Consider the following 17,290-nt stretch of genomic DNA (forward strand, 5'->3'; position numbering starts at 1 on the left):
GGCGGCGGCGAACGGAATGGCCGAAGTCAGGGCCCAGGCGCCCAGGCCTGACGCCGCGACGACGGCCGGACCGAGAAGACGAGCGATGTGACGTGCGTTCATGCGGTGATACTCCCCATGCGAGCGGATGCCGACATTGTGATTTACCCGACTCGTCTATTTCCGCACAAGACCGCCGAATCTGCAACCGGCATGCGCAAATTGGACCTTGCGGGGGCCGGCTTTTCGACGCGCATCAGAGGGGTCGAATCCTCCGAGGCATTCGGGGGTGGCCCGTGAAAAGACTGCCGGGCAACGGTTCTCGACGTGCGTGCGATTCTCCACTTGGTGGCCGGCCCAGATTGTGCACCGCCGTGTTCTGTTCGGCCATTTCGCAGGTGGATCTTTGGCACGACCGTCCCCCCGGCGACAACCCGTGCAACCCTGCGGGCGCTGCGAACGCGAGCCCGGGAGTGCAAACGTGGCGCATCCGATTGACTGGACGAGGCTTTCGGGCCCGCGGCCGGCTTCGTCGCCCGCAGCGAATTCGGTAACGGCGGCGTCGACGGTCAGCACGGTCAGGTTTTCTGGTCGTGTTCGGTGGGCAGGTCACCCACCGGGCACTCGGCGACGCCGATGGTGTCGCGGGTGATCGACTCCACGTTCTCCTGGGCCTTCTTCGGGTCGTTCACCCAGAGTTTGTAGAAGTCGAGCGGGCAGTCGGCAACACCTTTGTCGCCCTCGCCGGCCGCGTGCACACCGGTGTAGCCGCGATGCAGCAATTTGAACAGGTGGTTCTGCGATTGCCCGGTTCGCCGCGCGTCGCGGATCGCCGAGATGGACAGCAGCCGCATTCGCCACGGCGACGTAGACGTTGTTGGCCCAGGCCATCGCCTTGGACATCAGCACCGTCTGCTCGGCGGCGGGATACATGTAGCCCTGCGGGCGGACGATGAGCTCGGCGCCTTTCATCGCACAGTCGCGCCAGATCTCGGGGTAATTGCCCTCGTCGCAGACGATCAGTGACACCAGGATCCCCCTTCGGACCCTCGACGGCGTAGGTGTCGGAGCCGGGATACCACGGCTCGATCGGGTTCCACGGAATGATCTTGCGGTACTTCTGGACGATCTGGCCGCGGTCGTTGATCAGGATGAGCGTGTTGTACGGCGGTTTGTGGGGGTGTTCCTCATGCTGTTCGCCGGTCAGCGAGAACACGCCCCACGTCTTGGCGGCGCGGCACGCCTCGGCGAAGATCTGTGTGATCGGGCCGGGGATGGTGGTGGCGGCCGCGTACATCTCCGCCTCGTCGTACATGATGCCCTGGGTCGAATACTCCGGGAAGACGATCAGATCCATTCCCGGCAGGCCCTGCTTGATACCCACCACCATGTCGGCGATGTGTTGGGCATTGGCGGGAATCTCGTCAAGGGTGTGCAGCCGCGGCATCTTGTAATTCACCACGGCGACACCGACGGTGTCCGGACTCGACGAGATGTCTCCGTGTCTCATGCCGGACCGGTCCTTTCCCGACGGCGAAAGGTGCGGCGCAAGGGCGGCGACCGTGACTCGTGTTGGCGATCAACTGACCTGGTAATTTACCACCAATAGCAATAGTTGCATAAGGTCGTCAGTGTCTCGAAGAGCGGCGTCGCGAAAACTTTCCCGGGCAGTACCGCCGGCGTCGGAGGTGTGTCAGAGGTGTGGACGTGGGCCGCGACCGACCGGAATAAAATCCCGGATTCCGGGAACACTCGTTATCGAGTTGTGATGATGGCCAGGATACGTGTATGTCTGGCGGGGCGAGGTCAGAGGTTCTCGGTCACCGAATTCGCCAGAGATGTGACGACTATGGATAACGGAGGCCCGCCGCGTGGGTGAGCAAACCGAAAAGTCGACACAAGAAGAACGCTGGCAGCATGTCACCGAGTTGCCGTTGGTGTTGGTCGCCATCGCCTTCATCGCCCTGTACTCGGTGCACGTGCTGGGCCATCTCGGACGGGTGGGGACGCACATTCTGTGGCTGTCGAGCTGGGTCGCCTGGTGTCTGTTCGTCGGCGATTACCTGGTCCGTCTCACTTTGGCGTCCGACAAGCGGCACTGGTTCGTCCATCACCTGTTCGACTTGCTGGTCGCCGCACTTCCCCTCATGAGGCCGTTGCTTCTCCTCCGATTGGTCGTTTTGGCCGGCGCGTTGCAGAAGGCCATCGGTATGGCGATGCGCGGGCGGATCCTCACCTACACCATCACGGGTGTGTGTCTGCTGATCTATGTCTCGTCGGTGGCGGTCCTCGACTTCGAACGCGGACACCTTGGCGCCAAAATCACCTCGTTCGGCGAGGCGTTGTGGTGGGCCGTGTCCACGGTGACCACGGTCGGCTACGGCGACCTGTACCCCGTCACCGTCGCGGGTCGGCTGGTCGCCGTGATGCTGATGATCGGCGGCATCACCTTGGTGGGCGTGGTCACCGCGTCGCTGGCCTCCTGGATCGTCGAACGGGTATCGGAGACGGACAGCGCGCAGCAGGCGAGCTCGTCCGCCGAGATCGCCGAGCTCCGCCACGAGGTCCGCAGGCTCTCCGAGCAGCTACGGCGAGTTGCCGTGCGCACCGAACCGGAGGCGCCGCGGTCGTTGGCGGCTACTGGAGGAGCTGGCCGATGGTCGTCACGACGATGAGCAGCAGCGACGCCACACCGACGCAGTAGACCGACCGTCGGGCGGTGATCCGGGTGCTGACGGGCTGCTGCAGTATCAGCTGGCGCCGAAGCGAGATGTAGTAGGTGAGCAACGCCACCGCGCCGGCCAGCCCGGCCGGGATCCACCCCGCAGGTCCGGTTGATCCGTGCAGGTTCCTGATCATCAGCAGCGCGCCGTTGACCAGGAACGCGAACGACGTGCGCGACCAGGACAGCGCCGTGCGCTCCGCCTGAAGCCCGCGATCGGACAGGGCCGGGGTGCCGCTCACGCCAGCGACGCCTTGGCCAGTACCAGCCCGAGCGCGATGAGCCCGACCAGGCTGAGCCCCACCGCGAGGTAGAGCGGCGAGGGGTGACGTGGCAACGGGTCGCCGCGACGCATCGCCCCGTCTGCTTGATGCCAGCGCAGCCATCCCATCCCGCTGGTGAGGACGGCCAGCACCGCCAGGCCCACGCCCAGCCCGCGGCGTGCGCCGGGGATGGTCAGTTCCGGAACCAGTTGCACCAGTGCGACGGCGGCGGCGAGCAACCCCAGCGCGGTCCGCTGCCAGGCCAGGAAGGTCCGTTCGTTGGCGAACGTGAACCGGTAGTCGGGTTCTTCCGGTCCGGTGCTGTCGACGTCATCGGCCACGGGGCTCATCGTAGAGTGGTGGCCGTGCTGCGGGCGTTGCTGTTCGACGTGCAGAGAACGGCGACGGATTTCTTTTCGACTCTCTGCGACGAGGCGCGGCAGCGCCTGCGGCCGTGGCCCGACGCGGTGCCCGGGCTGACGCGGCTGAAGAATGCGTTCACGTTGGCGACGCTGTCGAACACCGACGTCTCCGCGCTGGTCAACATCTCCAAGCGGGCCCGGCTGCTGTGGGACGCGGTCTTCGCCGCGGAGATGGCCGGGGTGTTCAAACCCGACCCGGCGATCTACCGCATGGCGGCGACCTATCTGGGGCTGGAGCCAGCCGAGATCATGATGGTGGCAAGCCACAAGTACGACCTGCGCGCCGCCGCGGCTCTGGGGTTCGGCACCGCCTTCGTCGCGCGGCCGCTGGAATTCGGGCCGGGCGGGGCGGCCGACGTGGCCTACTCCGCGGAGTTCGACGTCAACGCCTCCGACTTCCTCGACCTCGCGGGGCAACTCGGTTGCTGACGCGCCCGCGGTGCGCGGCCGGTGGCCAGTTCGCCGGCCGCTTCATGTTCAGCCCGCCCAGCAGCTGCTTGAGCATGGTCGGCGTGTCGAAGTAAATGCGTTCGCAGACAAGCGTTTCGGACTCGTCGAACACGAAATAGGCGGTCATGCGCACCCGGAACCGGCTGCCGGTGGGCGGGACCTTGCCCAGGTATCCGCGATGGGTGCCCACCAGTCAGAACTCGACGATTACCGCGTCGGCGCTGTGCCTGATCGCGATGATCTCGTGGCTTTGGTCGGGGAACGCGGTGCGGGGGCTTTCGCGTCTGCTCGCGCCGAGACCGATGTGGCTGCTCAGTTTGGACACGGTCAGCGGTGTCGTCGCGGCCATGGTCTTCCAGACCGGCCGAGACGGGTCGTCACCTCGGGGGAGTCCAGGCCACGGGTAGCCTCTTGATGCCGTGGATGAACTGCGACAGCAGACGGGCGGGTTCCTCCGTGGCCACGATGTCGGGTATCTCGCGGCGCAACTCGTCGAAGACCACCCTGATCTCGCGGCGGGCCAGGTTGGCGCCCAGACAGAAGTGTGCACCTCCGCCGCCGAAGCCGAGGTGCGGGTTGGGGGTGCGCGCCACGTCGAAGAGCCAGGGGTTGGCGAAGGTGGACTCGTCGCGATCGGCCGAGTTGTACCACAGCGTGACCTTGTCACCGGCCTTCATCGTGGTGCCGCTGAGCTTGTAATCGCGAGTCATCGTGCGTCGCATGTAGACCACCGGCGAGGCCCAGCGCACGATCTCCTCGACGGCGGTGGGCGTCAGGCGGTCGAAGTCAGCCCACCACTTGTCGCGCTCGGCGGGGAAGCGGGACAGGGCCGCCACCCCGTGGCTGATCGCGTTGCGCGTCGTCTCGTTGCCCGCCACCACCAGCAGGATGAAGAACGACGCGATCTCGGCCGACGTCAGGCGTTCACCGTCGACTTCGGCCTGCACCAGGCTCGTCGTCAGGTCGTCGTGCTGATCGGCGCGGCGGTCCTCGGCCAGCGCGCTGGCGTACGCGCCGATATCCATCGAAACCCGAAGAAACTCGTCGAAGTCGGTGGCCAGGTCGGGGTCGCCGAACCCGAGAATCACGTTGGTCCAGTGGAAGATCCGCTGATGGTCTTCCTCGGGGATGCCCATCATGTCGCAGATGACCTGCAGCGGCAGCGGCCCGGCGAGTTCGGTGACCAGCTCCGCCTGCCCGTCCGGGTGCTCGGCGATCAGCGCGGCGACCAGCCGCCGGGCTCGCTCGCGCACCGACGCCTCGATACGCGCCACCACTTTCGGGGTGAAGGCTCGGCTCACGATCGAACGCAGCCGCTGATGCCGCGGATCGTCGAGCACGATCATCGAGCCGAAGTATTCGGAGATCTCCGGCAACTGGTCGCCGATCGTGATGCCCCCCGCCGAGCTGAAGATCTCCGGATGGCGGCTGGCGAAGTGAACGTCGTCGTGCCTGGTCAGCGCCCAGTACCCGGTGCCCGCTTCGAACCCGTCGTACTCGATCGCGGGCCAGAACGAGATCGGTTGCTCGCGGCGCAGGGTGGCGAAGGCGCCGTCGCGGAAGTCGTCGTCGCGGCCCCAGAACTCCAGTGACTCGAGATGGATGTCGCCCAACGGGATCTCGGGTGGTGGCGTCCCGTTGGGCCGCGTCGCGATACCCGTCTTGAGGCTCAACTGCATCTCCTTCGCCAGTGAACTTCTCCATTGAAGTCGTGGGAGCGAGCCTAATCCGTGCGAACCCCCGGCGGGAGTGTTGCGCCTGCTCGGCACGGTCAGTGCGTGCAGCCGGTCATGGTCACCCGTCGTGTCATCACGCGCGACGGTAGGAAAGCGGCTCGGAGTCAGCGGCGCGCGGCGGCGCCGAACAGCACCACAGCGAACACCGCGCCGACTGAACCCGAGATCAGCAACGGCAGCCGGCCGTCCGCGCCCCACAGAAAGCCTGCCCACAGTCCCGCCGCGAGCACCGCGAACCCGCTCAGTCCCTGGAACAGTCCCTGGGCGTTGGACTGTAGCTCGCCCCCGACAAGCGTCGAGACCCATGCCTTACCGACGCCGTCGTAGCAGGCGGTGAACAACCCGTACACCGCGATCAGACCCCACGCCGTCGCCGGGTCCGTGGTGATGCCCAGTCCCAGATAGCCGACGGCGAAGAACACCAGCCCGACCCCGTAGGTCAGCGGCCGGCCGACGCGGTCCGCGAGCACACCGGCCGGCAAGCTCACCAGCGCGTACACCGCGTTGTAGCCGACATAGGCCATGATGACACCGACGACCGAAAAGCCGATTTCCTTGAGCCGCAACAACAACAGCGCGTCAGGGAAGTTGACGACGCTGAATGCGACCAGGAACGAGACCACGTCCCAGTACCGGCCGGGCAGCTGCCGCGCGCCCGTGAACATCGAATGCCGGGCCGCGCGCGCCACGTCCCGCGGCCGTTCGCGAACCCAGGCGATCAGCAGGACGCTGAGCCCGGCGGGGATCACCGCCAGGTAGAGCACCGGGCCGATCCGGTGATCGAACAGCTCGTAGCCGGCCAGGCCGAGCAGCGGACCGATGACCGCGCCGAGCGTGTCCATCGTCCGGTGAAACCCGAACACCCGGCCGCGCTGCGCCGGCTCGATGCCGTCGACCAGCAGGGCGTCGCGAACCGCGCCGCGCAGCCCCTTGCCCAACCGGTCGACCACCCGCCCGGCCAGCACCCCGGGCCACGCCCCGGCCGCCGCGACGATGAGCTTGCCCAACGCCGCCATGCCGTAACCCGTTGCGATCAGGGGGCGGCGGGCGAACCGGTCGCCCAGCGGGCCCGAGGCGACCTTGGTGAGCGAGGCCGCGCCCTCCGCCGCGCCCTCCACCGCCCCGACCACCGAAGGCGGCGCGCCCAGCACGGTCGTCAGATAGAGCGGCAACAGCGGGTAGAGCAGTTCGCTGGCGGAGTCCTGCAGCAGCGACACCAGCGACAGCACCCACACATTCCTGGTGAGCCAGGCCGGTTTCGCCGCCCGTTGCACGTGCCAGATCCTAGCTGTCGCCCGTGTGGCGCGCTTAGTGTGAATCCGGGTAGGGGCGGTGACCGAAAGGTGAACATGTCGGAGCGCGGGTCAAGCGGGTCGAAGCGTGTGGTGGTCTGGGGCACCGGGTTCGTCGGCAAGATGGTGATCGCCGAGATCGTCAAGCACCCGGCATTCGAGTTGGTGGGTGTCGGGGTCAGCAACCCCGACAAGGTCGGGCGCGACGTCGGCGAGATCTGCGGGTTGCCCGCGCCGGTGGGCGTCGTCGCCACCGACGACGTCGACGCCCTGATCGCCCTGAACCCCGACGCGCTGGTGCACTACGGCCCGACGGCGATGCACGCCAAGGACAACATCGCGCTGATCACGCGGTTCCTGCGGGCGGGTATCGACGTGTGTTCGACCGCGATGACCCCGTGGGTCTGGCCGAATATGTCGCTGAACCCGCCGCAGTGGATCGCGCCGATCACGCAGGCCTGCGAGCTGGGGGAGTCGTCGTGCTTCACCACCGGCATCGACCCCGGATTCGCCAACGACCTGTTCCCCATGACGCTGATGGGCCTGTGCTCCGAGGTACGGCGGGTGCGCGCCTCGGAGCTGCTGGACTACACCAACTACGAAGGCGACTACGAAGTCGAGATGGGCATCGGGCGTGAGCCCGAATACAGCCCGATGCTGGAGAACCCCGATGTGCTGATCTTCGCGTGGGGCGCCACCGTCCCGATGATCGCGCACGCCGCCGGCATCACGCTCGACGAGATGACCACCACTTGGGACAAGTGGGTGACCCCGACCGAGCGCACCACGATCAAGGGCGTCATCGAACCCGGCCACGTCGCCGCTGTCCGATTCACCATCAACGGGATCTACCAGGGCGAAACTCGTATCCAGCTCGAGCACGTCAACCGCATCGGCCGCGACGCCGCCCCGGAGTGGCCGTCGGGCCACGACGACGACGTCTACCGGGTGGACATCGAGGGGACGCCGAGCATCTTCCAGGAGACCGCGTTCCGGTTCACCGACGGCTCGGGCCGGGACGCGGCCACGGCCGGGTGCCTGGCGACCGGGATGCGTGCGCTGCACGCGGTTCCGGCGGTCAACGAGTTGCGGCCGGGCTGGGTCACCGCGCTGGACCTGCCGCTGATCGCGGGGGCGGGAAACATTCGCTGAACAGCACCCAGACCAGGTTCCCGAACAGATCTCGCCCCTAGGCTCCTCCTGGACTGCCGCGAGCGTAACGCCACCGCGAGAATCCGGGCCGAAATTCGCAGTCAGGTTACGCTCGTGGGCCGTCAACTAATGCCCACGGGCCACCCACTCCTCGTAGTGGACGATCTCGTCGCCGACGGTGGTGCTGTCGCCGTGGCCGGTGTGCACGACGGTGTCGCCGGGCAGCCGGCCCAACCGCTCCGAGATGGACCGCAGGATCGTCGGGAAGTCGGAGTAGGAGCGCCCCGTCGCACCCGGGCCGCCGGCGAACAGGGTGTCGCCACTGAACACGGTGTCCAACTCGGGGGCATACCAGCACACCGATCCGGGGGAGTGGCCCGGGGTGTGCAGCGCATGAAGTTCGGTGCCGGCGACGTGCAGCGTGTCTCCGTCGGAGATTGTTCGGAAGTCCTTGTCCGGGTGGGTCATCCGCCACAGCATCTCGTCGCCGGGATGCAGTAGCACCGGCGCGTCGAGGGCCGCGCCCAGCTGCGGGGCCACCGTGACGTGATCGTTGTGGCCGTGCGTGCACACCACCGCGACCACCTTGCGGCCGCCGACGGCGTTCAGGATCGGCTCGGCGGTGTGGGCGGCGTCGAAGACCACCACCTCGGAGTCGTTGCCGAAGATCCAGATGTTGTTGTCGACTTCCCAACTGCCGCCGTCGATTTCGAATGTCCCGTGCGTGACGACCCGCTCGATGGGGGCCATCACAACATCACCACCGAGCGCAGCACCTTGCCGCCGTGCATCTTGTGGAACGCCTCTTCGACGTCGCCCAGCCCGATGCGTTCGGACACGAAGCGCTCCAGCGGGAGCCGGCCCTGCAGGTACAGGTCGATCAGGGTGGGGAAGTCGCGCTCGGGCAGACAGTCGCCGTACCACGACGACTTCAGCGAACCGCCATGCGCGAAGAAGTCCACCAGCGGCATGTCCAGGCGCATATCGGGCGTCGGGACGCCCACCAGCACAACGGTTCCGGCCAGGTCGCGGGCGTAGAAGGCCTGCTTCCAGGTCTCGGGCCGGCCGACGGCGTCGATCGCCACGTTGACCCCGAAGCCGTCGGTGAGCTCGGCGATCGCCGCGACGACGTCGACCTCGCGGGCGTTGACGGTGTGGGTGGCACCGAACTCGCGGGCCCACTCCAGCTTCGTGTCGTCGGTGTCGACAGCGATGATCCGGCGTGCCCCGACCAGCGCGGCGCCCGCGATCGCGGCGTCGCCGACGCCGCCGCAGCCGATCACCGCCACGGTGTCGTCGCGGGTCACCGCGCCGGTGTTGATCGCCGCGCCGATACCGGCCATCACCCCGCAGCCCAACAGGCCCGCGACGGCCGGGTCGGCTTCCGGGTTCACCTTGGTGCACTGGCCCTCGTGCACCAGCGTCTTGTCGGCGAACGCCCCGATGCCCAGCGCAGGCGTCAGCTCGGTGCCGTCGGTCAGCGTCATCTTCTGCGCGGCGTTGAAGGTGTCGAAACACAGGTGCGGCCTGCCGCGTTTGCAGGCCCGGCACTGGCCGCACACCGCGCGCCAGTTCAGGACGACGAAGTCGCCCGGGGACACCGCCGTCACACCGGGCCCCACCACCTCCACCGTGCCGGCGGCCTCGTGGCCCAGCAGGAATGGGTACTCGTCGTTGATGCCGCCATCCCGGTAGGTCAGATCGGTGTGGCAGACCCCGCAGGCGATGACGTCGACCACGACCTCGCCCGGTCCCGGGTCGGGGACGACGACGTCCACCAACTCGACGGGCTCGCCCTTCTTGCGTGAAATGACGCCGCGCACTGTCTGACTCATGGCCCCGACCCTACTGCCGGCCATACATTTCGTAGTGGCCCGTCCATCCATTCGCCGGAGTCGGCACCGGTCCACGCCGCCGGTGTAGCGTCGCCAAACGTGACGCCATCCCAGGAAACCCCGCACGAGGCCGCCGAAACGACCTCTGCAACCACCACCGAAACGACCAAGGAATTCGCCGGGCGGATCATGGGCGCCATCGACGGCGCCAGCCTGGCGTTGCTGCTCAGCGTCGGGCATCAGACCGGTCTGTTCGACACGATCGCCGGACTGCCCCCGTCCACCAGCGCGCAGATCGCCGAGGCCGCCGGCCTCGACGAGCGCTACGTGCGGGAATGGCTGGCCGGCATGACCACCGGGTATGTCGTCGACTACGACCCCGACTCGGCCACCTATGCGTTGCCTGCGCACCGGGCCCGCGTGCTGACCCGGGCGGCCGGACCGGACAACCTGGCCCTGGCGGCGATGTTCATCCCCCAACTGGGCGAGGTGGAGCAGCAGATCATCGACTGCTTCCGCCGGGGCGGCGGCCTGCCCTACAGCCACTACCACCGCTTCCACACCTTGATGGCCGAGCAGAGCGCGGCGGTGTACGACACCGCGCTCGTCGAGGTCGTGCTGCCGCTGGTCGACGGACTGGTCGAACGACTGCGCTGCGGCGCCGACGTGGCCGATTTCGGCTGCGGCAGCGGGCATGCGATCAACGTGATGGCCAAGGCGTTTCCGACCAGCCGGTTCACCGGCATCGACTTCTCCGAGGAGGGCATCGCGGCAGGCCGGCGGGAGGCGGCCGGGTTGGGTCTGACCAACGCGAGTTTTGAAAGCCACGACCTGTCCGGACTGGACAAGGCCGACGCCTATGACGTCGTCACGGTGTTCGACGCCATCCACGACCAGGCCCACCCGGCGCGGGTGCTGGAGAACATCCACCGCTCGCTGCGGCCCGGCGGCATCCTGCTGATGGCCGACATCAAGGCCTCGAGCCGGCTGGAGGACAACGTCGGGGTGCCGATGCGCACCTACCTTTACACGACGTCATTGATGCACTGCATGACCGTGTCGCTGGCGCTGGACGGCGCCGGCCTGGGCGCCGCCTGGGGAGAGCAGCTGGCCACCTCGATGCTGGCCGACGCCGGGTTCGGTGGCGTGCAGGTGGCCGAGGTCGAGTCGGACCCGATCAACAACTACTACATCGCCAGGAAGTGATGGCCGCTTCCGGAGCCCTGGCGGCCATCGCCGACTGGCCGGTTCGGGCCGCCGCCGCCGCGGTGGTGGGTCCCGCCGGCGTGCTGGCCGACCACGGCGACACCCGGCGGGTGTTCGCGTTGGCCTCGGTGACCAAGCCGCTGGTGGCGCGGGCCGTCCAGGTGGCCGTCGAGGAGGGGGTCGTCGACCTGGACACCGCGGCCGGCCCGCCCGGCGCGACGATCCGCCATCTGCTGGCGCACGCGTCGGGCCTGGTCATGCACTCCGACCGGGTGCTGGCCAAGCCGGGCACCCGGCGGATGTACTCCAACTATGGCTTCACGGTGCTGGCCGAGACCGTGCAGCGGGAGTCGGGCATCGAGTTCGGGCGCTACCTCACCGAGGCGGTGTGCGAACCGCTGGCGATGGGCGGCACCCGGCTCGGCGGCGGCTCGGCGGAGGCAGGGTTCGGTGCGACCTCGACGGTGGCCGACCTCGTGTCGTTCGTCGGCGACCTGCTGTGCCCTTCGATCGTCTCGGCGCAGTTGCACGCCGAGGCGACGACGGTGCAGTTCCCGGGCCTGGACGGGGTGCTGCCCGGCTACGGCGTCCAGCGGCCCAACGACTGGGGCCTGGGTTTCGAGATCCGGGACGCCAAATCACCGCACTGGACCGGCGCCCGCAACTCGGCGCGCGCGTACGGCCATTTCGGCCAGGCGGGGGGCTTCATCTGGGCAGATCCCGACGCGGAGCTGGCGCTGGTGGTCCTGACCGACCGTGATTTCGGGGATTGGGCGCGCGAGGCGTGGCCGGCGATCTCCGACGCTGTGCTCGCCGAATACCACTAATCGGGTGTGAAGACTAGCGCAACACGGGCATCACAGGGCACAATAGAAACGCAAGACACAACAGCATCAGCAGTGCATCCTGCTTGCCGGGTCCGCCAGGTCGTTGGGGAAGACGTCCCTCGTGGAACCGAAGGAGCAAGAGATGCGTGCGACGAATCAATTCGCCGACGTGACGGCTGGCGTGGTGTATATCCATGCCTCGCCCGCGGCGGTATGCCCGCATGTCGAGTGGGCGTTGTCGTCGACGTTGGGCGCCAAGGCGAACCTGACGTGGACGCCGCAGCCGGCGATGCCCGGACAGCTGCGCGCGGTCACCAACTGGGTGGGGCCGGTGGGCACCGGCGCCCGGCTGGCCAACGCGCTGCGCTCCTGGTCGGTGCTGCGGTTCGAGGTCACCGAGGATCCCAGCCCCGGCGTCGACGGGCATCGGTTCAGCCACACCCCGCAGCTGGGCCTGTGGAGCGGGGCGATGAGCGCCAACGGCGACATCATGGTCGGGGAGATGCGGCTGCGTTCGATCATGGCCCAGGGCGCCGACGCGCTGGCCGCCGAGCTGGACACGGTGCTGGGGACGGCGTGGGACGACGCGCTCGAGGCGTATCGCGACGGCGGCGACGCCGGCGAGGTGACCTGGCTCAGCCGGGGCGTGGGCTAGGCCCGGTTTGGTCTCAGCACCCGCAGCGCGGCCGGAACCGCGGAGATCTCGGCGGGCAGCGGGCAGGCGTAGTCGCCGTCGGCGTAGACGTTGATGCCGGGGCACTCCACGTGGATCGTCGTGGCGCGCGCCGTGCTGACCTCGGCGAGGTCTACATGGGTCCCCTTCATGACGGTGGGGAACAGGCGGACCAGCTTCGTTCGTGACGCCTCGTGCACCATGGTGATGTCGAGCAGGCCGTCGGCGTGGTCGGCGTCGGGACAGATCAGCATGCCTCCGCCGTAGCTGCGGGTGTTGCCGAACGCCACCAGCGTGAGATCGGCGGCGATCTCCCGGGTTCCGTCGAGCGCCATGCGGAACGGCAGCAGCCGCAGCTGCGAGAGTTCGGCGAGCATCGCCAGGTAATAGCGCGCGCGTCCGTGGGGCCGGCGCATCCGGTTGGCGCGATCGGTGACCAGGGAATCGAACCCGGTGGCCGCCACGGTCCCGAACCATTTGTGCGAGCCCTCGCCCCACGTGATCCGACCCAGGTCGACGGTTTCCGTCCAGCCGTCGACGACGACGTCCGCGGCCGCCTCGGGATCGTTGGTGGGGATGCCGAATTCGCGGGCGTGGTCGTTGCCGGTGCCCGCCGGGACGATCCCCAGCGGCACCCCGGTGCCCGCGAGCACCTGCAGCGCGTTGGAGACGACGCCGTCACCTCCGGTCGCCATCAACGCGTCGGCGCCTTTGTCGAGCGCGGCGCCGACCAGGAACCGGGCGTCCTGCGCGTCGTCGCCGATGATCTCCACGACCTCGACACCCCGGCGGTGCAGCCGGTCGATCGCGAGCTGCGCCGCGCGGATCGCGGCGCCGTGTCCGGAGGCGGGGTTGGTCAGCGCGATCACCTTGCCGATCTCGCGCCTGGACAACGTCATGGAATGAGCTTGCCGGGATTGAGGATTCCGGCCGGGTCCAGCGTGGCCTTGACCGCGCGCAGCACGCGAACGCCGAGCTCGCCGACCTCGTCACGCATCCAGGGGAGGTGATCGGTGCCGACGGCGTGGTGGTGGGTGATCGTCCCGCCGGTGGCCATGATCGCCTCGGAGGCCGCCTTTTTGGCGGCCCGCCACTGCTCGATGGCGTCACCGCGCTGCCCGGCGACCACGGTGAAGTACAACGAGGCGCCGCAGGCGTAGACGTGCGAGATGTGACACATCACCAGGGCCGGCGTGCCCGTCGCGGCCAGCGCGTCGGTCAACGCCTGGGTGACAGCGGCTTTGAGCGCGGGGATGTTGGACCAATCGGTCGCGGTCTCGAGGGTCTCGCACAGCGCGCCCGCGCTCAGCAGCGAGTCGCGCAGGTAGGGAGCAGCGAAGCGCCCCCGCTCCCAGGCTTGGGCCGGCCCCTCGCCCAACGACGTGCCGCCGTGGGCTCTGAGCAGCGCACTGGTTTCGGCGTACCGGCTCTCGGCGTGTTCCGCGGTGCCCTCGAACATGGTGATCGCCAGGCAGCCGCCGGTGATCTGGCTCTCGCCGATCGACTCGGTGGTGGCCAGGTTGATCCCGGTTTCGGCCTCGTCGGAAAGCCGGATGACCGTGGGGCCGGTGCCGGTTTGGGTGACCGCGCGCAGCGCCGCGGTTCCGGATGCGAAGTCGGGGAACGACCACGCCTCGGTGCGGACGACTTCCGGCTTGTGGTGGACGCGTAGGCGCACCTGCGTGATGACGCCGAGGGTGCCCTCCGAGCCGATCAGCAGCTGGCGCAGGTCGGGACCCGCTGCCGACGCCGGTGCGCGGCCCAGGTCCAGGATGCCGGCCGGGGTGACGACGCGCAGCCCGCAGACCATGTCGTCGAACCGGCCGTAGCCGGCCGAGTCCTGGCCGGACGACCTGGTCGCCGCGAAGCCGCCGATCGTCGCGTATTCGAAGCTCTGCGGGAAATGGCCCAGCGAGAAACCATGTTCGCCGAGCAGGCGTTCGGCGTCCGGCCCGGTGACGCCGGCCCCGAACACGGCCTGCCCGGACACCTCGTCGATCCAGATCAGCCGGTCGAAGCGGCGCAGGTCCAGTGACACCACCGCGGAGAACCCGTCGCGGGTGGGATCGAGACCGCCGACGACGCTGGTCCCGCCGCCGAACGGGACGACGGCGATGCTGTGCTTCGAGCAGTGGCGCAGGATCGCGGCGACGGCGTCCTCGTCGCCGGGCAGCAGGATCGCGTCGGGCGCGTCCTGGACGCCGGTGTCCTTGCGTCGCAGCAGGTCAAAGATGGACTTGCCGCCGGTGTGCAGCAACCGGTCGCGGTGGGCGGTGCGGCAGTACTCGGCGCCGACGATGGCGGCCAGAGCGTCGACGTCGGCCCGCGACAACGCCGACGGGCGCAGGTTGACCTGGTCGGGGTCGAGGTCGGGCCGGTCGTGGTCTTCGAGGCCCACAGCCTGCGCCAGCAGCGCCCGGATGCCGTCGGAAAGCGGCGTGGCCGCGGCGGGATCCCCCCAGGCGTTCCATGTCATCGGCGGCAGGAGCTCCCCGGGTTGAGTCATGCGTTACAGTATTACAGATGTTGTCAACCAGTAATGCGCCGTCGGACACCGGGGAGCGAATCCTGGTCGCGGCGGCCAGTTGCGTGGTCGATTTCGGTGTCGACCGGGTGACGCTCGCCGAGATCGCGCGGCGCGCCGGGGTGAGCCGGCCGACCGTGTACCGGCGCTGGCCGGACACCCGCTCGATCGTCGCCGACCTGCTGACCCGGCGCGTCACCGATGCCACGCGCGAGGCGCCGCTGCTCGGCGACGACCGGGAATTCCTGGTGCGCCAGATCGTGACGGTGGCCGACCTGCTGCGCCGCGACCGGCTGGTCATGTCGGTGCTGCACTCGGAGCTCGCGCCGACCTACATCACCGAACGGCTGGGAACCAGCCAGCGCATGATGATCGACACCCTCGCCGCCCGGCTCCGGGCGGCGCAGCGGCACGGCAGCGTCCGTGCGGGCGATCCCGTCGCGCTGGCCACCATGGTGTTGCTGATCACGCAGTCGACCATCCAGTCGGAGCGGATCGTGCGCCCGATCCTGGACACCGACGCGCTGGACACCGAACTCGTCCACGCCCTGAACGGATACCTGTCATGACCGCCGCCCTCAACGCCGCACGGCGCGCGGCCGACCTGAGGGCGCTGGCTGACGGCGAGCCGGTGGACGTCGTCGTGATCGGCGGCGGCATCACCGGCACCGGCATCGCGTTGGACGCGGCGTCGCGCGGACTGCGGGTCGCGCTGGTCGAGAAGTACGACCTCGCGTTCGGCACCAGCCGCTGGAGCTCCAAACTGGTACACGGCGGCCTGCGCTACCTGGCGACCGGCAACGTGGGGATCGCCCGGCGCAGCGCCATCGAGCGCGGAATCCTGATGACGCGCAACGCCCCTCATCTCGTTCACGCGGTGGCGCAGCTGGTTCCATTGCTGCCGTCGATGGGGCATGCCCAGCGCGCGCTGATCCGCACCGGGTTCCTCGCCGGTGACGCGTTGCGGGTGCTCGCCAGGACGCCGTCGTCGACCCTGCCCCGATCGCGCCGGGTTTCGCCGCAGCGCGTCGTGGAGATGGCGCCCACCGTTCGCCGCGAGGGCCTCGACGGGGGCTTGCTGGCGTATGACGGGCAATTGATCGACGACGCCCGACTGGTGGTCGCGGTCGTGCGCACCGCGGCCCAGCACGGCGCCCGGATCCTCACCTACGTGGCAGCGTCGCAGGCCACCGGGACGTCGGTGCGCCTGACCGATCGGCGCACGGGCGATTCGTTCGACGTGTCCGCCGGCGCGGTCGTCAACGCGGCCGGGGTGTGGGCGGGGGAGATCGACGGGTCGCTGCGGTTGCGGCCCAGCCGCGGCACCCATCTCGTGTTCGACGCCGCCACCTTCGGCAATCCGACTGCGGCGCTGACAATTCCGATCCCCGGCGAGCTCAACCGGTTCGTGTTCGCCATGCCCGAGCAACTGGGTCGCGTCTATCTCGGCCTGACCGACGAGGACGCTCCCGGCCCGGTTCCCGACGAGCCGGAGCCGTCCGCCGCCGAGGTGTCGTTTCTCCTGAACACTGTGAACACCGCGCTGGGCACCGCGCTCGGCTCGCAGGACGTGATCGGCGCCTACGCCGGGCTGCGGCCACTGATCGACACCGGCGTCGAGGGCCGCACCGCCGACGTGTCGCGCGAGCACGCCGTCGTCGAGTCTCCCTCCGGGGTGATCAGCGTGATCGGCGGCAAGCTGACCGAATACCGTTACATGGCGCAGGATGTCGTGGATCGCGCCGTTGCGTTGCGGCAGCTGGGCGCCGGGCCCTGCCGGACCCGCCGGTTGCCGCTGATCGGGGCCGCGGCAAACCCCGGCGGTCCGGGGGGCGGACCCGCTGCCGGACTGCCGTCGTCGCTGGTGGCACGCTTCGGGGCCGAGGCCTCCCATGTCGTCGCCGCCGCCACCTGCGAGCGGCCACTCGACCCCGTCGCCGAGGGGATCGACGTGATCCGGGCCGAGTTCGAGTATGCGGTCACCCACGAGGGCGCCCTGACCGTCGGCGACATCCTCGACCGGCGGACCCGCATCGGGCTGGTGCCCAGGGATCGGGAGCGGGTCGTCGGTGTGGCGGAGGAGTTCTTGACGGGCTGAGATTGCCGGGCGTGCCGGCGGACACGGCGAACGTGAAGCTACGGCGAATAATGGCAACAAATCTCGCAGTGGCTTCACGTTCGACGTGGAACCGCCGCCCAGCGGCGACGA

16 protein-coding genes and 3 pseudogenes are annotated in these 17,290 nt (G+C 68.8%); 8 read left to right on the top strand and 11 right to left on the bottom strand.

The window, feature by feature from the left end:
- Nucleotides 1-816 precede the first annotated feature (816 nt).
- Together ACOJVU_RS18815 and ACOJVU_RS18820 are read right to left on the bottom strand one after the other, a co-directional pair.
- Nucleotides 817-1,008: pseudogene (locus ACOJVU_RS18815) on the bottom strand (nitrilase-related carbon-nitrogen hydrolase); the annotation flags it as partial.
- A gap of 109 nt (nucleotides 1,009-1,117) precedes the next feature.
- Nucleotides 1,118-1,489: pseudogene (locus ACOJVU_RS18820) on the bottom strand (nitrilase-related carbon-nitrogen hydrolase); the annotation flags it as partial.
- A gap of 361 nt (nucleotides 1,490-1,850) precedes the next feature.
- Here ACOJVU_RS18820 and ACOJVU_RS18825 point away from each other — a divergent pair.
- Entirely contained in the window at nucleotides 1,851-2,654 is an 804-nt protein-coding gene (locus tag ACOJVU_RS18825; protein ID WP_421531158.1) for a potassium channel family protein, read from the top strand.
- Here ACOJVU_RS18825 and ACOJVU_RS18830 read toward each other — a convergent pair.
- Nucleotides 2,617-2,943, bottom strand: coding sequence for a DUF202 domain-containing protein (locus ACOJVU_RS18830; RefSeq protein WP_421531159.1), 327 nt, complete (start codon nucleotides 2,941-2,943; stop codon nucleotides 2,617-2,619). The two genes, ACOJVU_RS18825 and ACOJVU_RS18830, sit on opposite strands and share 38 nt — an antisense overlap.
- The gene (locus tag ACOJVU_RS18835; protein WP_421531160.1) at nucleotides 2,940-3,305 is read right to left on the bottom strand and encodes a YidH family protein; all 366 of its coding nucleotides are present in this window, start codon (nucleotides 3,303-3,305) and stop codon (nucleotides 2,940-2,942) included. The genes ACOJVU_RS18830 and ACOJVU_RS18835 overlap by 4 nt, the downstream gene beginning before the upstream one ends.
- 18 nt (nucleotides 3,306-3,323) lie before the next feature.
- On the opposite strand from ACOJVU_RS18835, the gene ACOJVU_RS18840 reads away from it, so the two are divergent.
- Nucleotides 3,324-3,815: an HAD-IA family hydrolase gene (locus tag ACOJVU_RS18840; RefSeq protein WP_421531161.1), complete on the top strand. Its 492-nt coding sequence runs from the start codon at nucleotides 3,324-3,326 to the stop codon at nucleotides 3,813-3,815.
- Here ACOJVU_RS18840 and ACOJVU_RS18845 read toward each other — a convergent pair.
- The 3 genes and pseudogenes from ACOJVU_RS18845 to ACOJVU_RS18855 form a co-directional block, all read right to left on the bottom strand.
- Nucleotides 3,769-4,110, bottom strand: a pseudogene (locus tag ACOJVU_RS18845) (ester cyclase); the annotation flags it as partial. The gene ACOJVU_RS18840 and the pseudogene ACOJVU_RS18845 sit on opposite strands and share 47 nt — an antisense overlap.
- Before the next feature lie 103 nt (nucleotides 4,111-4,213).
- Nucleotides 4,214-5,509 carry a cytochrome P450 gene (locus ACOJVU_RS18850; RefSeq protein ID WP_421531162.1) on the bottom strand — a complete coding sequence of 432 codons (1,296 nt, stop codon included), beginning with the start codon at nucleotides 5,507-5,509 and terminating at the stop codon, nucleotides 4,214-4,216.
- A gap of 167 nt (nucleotides 5,510-5,676) precedes the next feature.
- On the bottom strand, nucleotides 5,677-6,846 hold the full coding sequence (locus ACOJVU_RS18855) for an MFS transporter (RefSeq protein ID WP_421531163.1): 1,170 nt from the start codon (nucleotides 6,844-6,846) through the stop codon (nucleotides 5,677-5,679).
- Nucleotides 6,847-6,921: 75 nt separating this feature from the next.
- Here ACOJVU_RS18855 and ACOJVU_RS18860 point away from each other — a divergent pair, with 75 nt between their 5' ends.
- Nucleotides 6,922-8,016: a dihydrodipicolinate reductase gene (locus ACOJVU_RS18860; RefSeq protein ID WP_421531164.1), complete on the top strand. Its 1,095-nt coding sequence runs from the start codon at nucleotides 6,922-6,924 to the stop codon at nucleotides 8,014-8,016.
- Between the two features lie 126 nt (nucleotides 8,017-8,142).
- Here ACOJVU_RS18860 and ACOJVU_RS18865 read toward each other — a convergent pair whose 3' ends face one another.
- On the bottom strand, nucleotides 8,143-8,766 hold the full coding sequence (locus ACOJVU_RS18865; protein WP_421531165.1) for an MBL fold metallo-hydrolase: 624 nt from the start codon (nucleotides 8,764-8,766) through the stop codon (nucleotides 8,143-8,145).
- Complete coding sequence (locus tag ACOJVU_RS18870; RefSeq protein WP_421531166.1) at nucleotides 8,766-9,851, bottom strand: S-(hydroxymethyl)mycothiol dehydrogenase; 1,086 nt, start codon at nucleotides 9,849-9,851, stop codon at nucleotides 8,766-8,768. Before ACOJVU_RS18870 ends, ACOJVU_RS18865 begins: the two co-directional genes overlap by 1 nt.
- A 189-nt stretch (nucleotides 9,852-10,040) precedes the next feature.
- On the opposite strand from ACOJVU_RS18870, the gene ACOJVU_RS18875 reads away from it, so the two are divergent.
- From ACOJVU_RS18875 to ACOJVU_RS18885, 3 genes are all read left to right on the top strand, one after another.
- A complete protein-coding gene (locus ACOJVU_RS18875) occupies nucleotides 10,041-11,057 on the top strand; it encodes a class I SAM-dependent methyltransferase (protein ID WP_421531182.1) in 1,017 nt (338 codons plus the stop codon).
- Nucleotides 11,057-11,884, top strand: coding sequence for a serine hydrolase domain-containing protein (locus ACOJVU_RS18880; RefSeq protein ID WP_421531167.1), 828 nt, complete (start codon nucleotides 11,057-11,059; stop codon nucleotides 11,882-11,884). Before ACOJVU_RS18875 ends, ACOJVU_RS18880 begins: the two co-directional genes overlap by 1 nt.
- Nucleotides 11,885-12,026: 142 nt before the next feature.
- Nucleotides 12,027-12,539 carry a DUF3145 domain-containing protein gene (locus ACOJVU_RS18885; RefSeq protein ID WP_421531168.1) on the top strand — a complete coding sequence of 171 codons (513 nt, stop codon included), beginning with the start codon at nucleotides 12,027-12,029 and terminating at the stop codon, nucleotides 12,537-12,539.
- On the opposite strand, the gene ACOJVU_RS18890 is transcribed toward ACOJVU_RS18885, so the two are convergent.
- Together ACOJVU_RS18890 and ACOJVU_RS18895 are read right to left on the bottom strand one after the other, a co-directional pair.
- Nucleotides 12,536-13,456: a diacylglycerol kinase gene (locus tag ACOJVU_RS18890; RefSeq protein ID WP_421531169.1), complete on the bottom strand. Its 921-nt coding sequence runs from the start codon at nucleotides 13,454-13,456 to the stop codon at nucleotides 12,536-12,538. The genes ACOJVU_RS18885 and ACOJVU_RS18890 overlap by 4 nt on opposite strands.
- Complete coding sequence (locus tag ACOJVU_RS18895; RefSeq protein ID WP_421531183.1) at nucleotides 13,453-15,033, bottom strand: FAD-binding oxidoreductase; 1,581 nt, start codon at nucleotides 15,031-15,033, stop codon at nucleotides 13,453-13,455. Before ACOJVU_RS18895 ends, ACOJVU_RS18890 begins: the two co-directional genes overlap by 4 nt.
- A 47-nt stretch (nucleotides 15,034-15,080) precedes the next feature.
- Here ACOJVU_RS18895 and ACOJVU_RS18900 point away from each other — a divergent pair, with 47 nt between their 5' ends.
- Together ACOJVU_RS18900 and ACOJVU_RS18905 are read left to right on the top strand one after the other, a co-directional pair.
- Complete coding sequence (locus ACOJVU_RS18900) at nucleotides 15,081-15,650, top strand: TetR/AcrR family transcriptional regulator (RefSeq protein ID WP_421531170.1); 570 nt, start codon at nucleotides 15,081-15,083, stop codon at nucleotides 15,648-15,650.
- Complete coding sequence (locus ACOJVU_RS18905) at nucleotides 15,647-17,179, top strand: glycerol-3-phosphate dehydrogenase/oxidase (RefSeq protein WP_421531171.1); 1,533 nt, start codon at nucleotides 15,647-15,649, stop codon at nucleotides 17,177-17,179. The genes ACOJVU_RS18900 and ACOJVU_RS18905 overlap by 4 nt, the downstream gene beginning before the upstream one ends.
- The last annotated feature ends 111 nt before the right edge of the window (nucleotides 17,180-17,290 follow it).

Source organism: Mycobacterium sp. THU-M104 (assembly GCF_049197365.1).
Taxonomy (GTDB): domain Bacteria; phylum Actinomycetota; class Actinomycetes; order Mycobacteriales; family Mycobacteriaceae; genus Mycobacterium.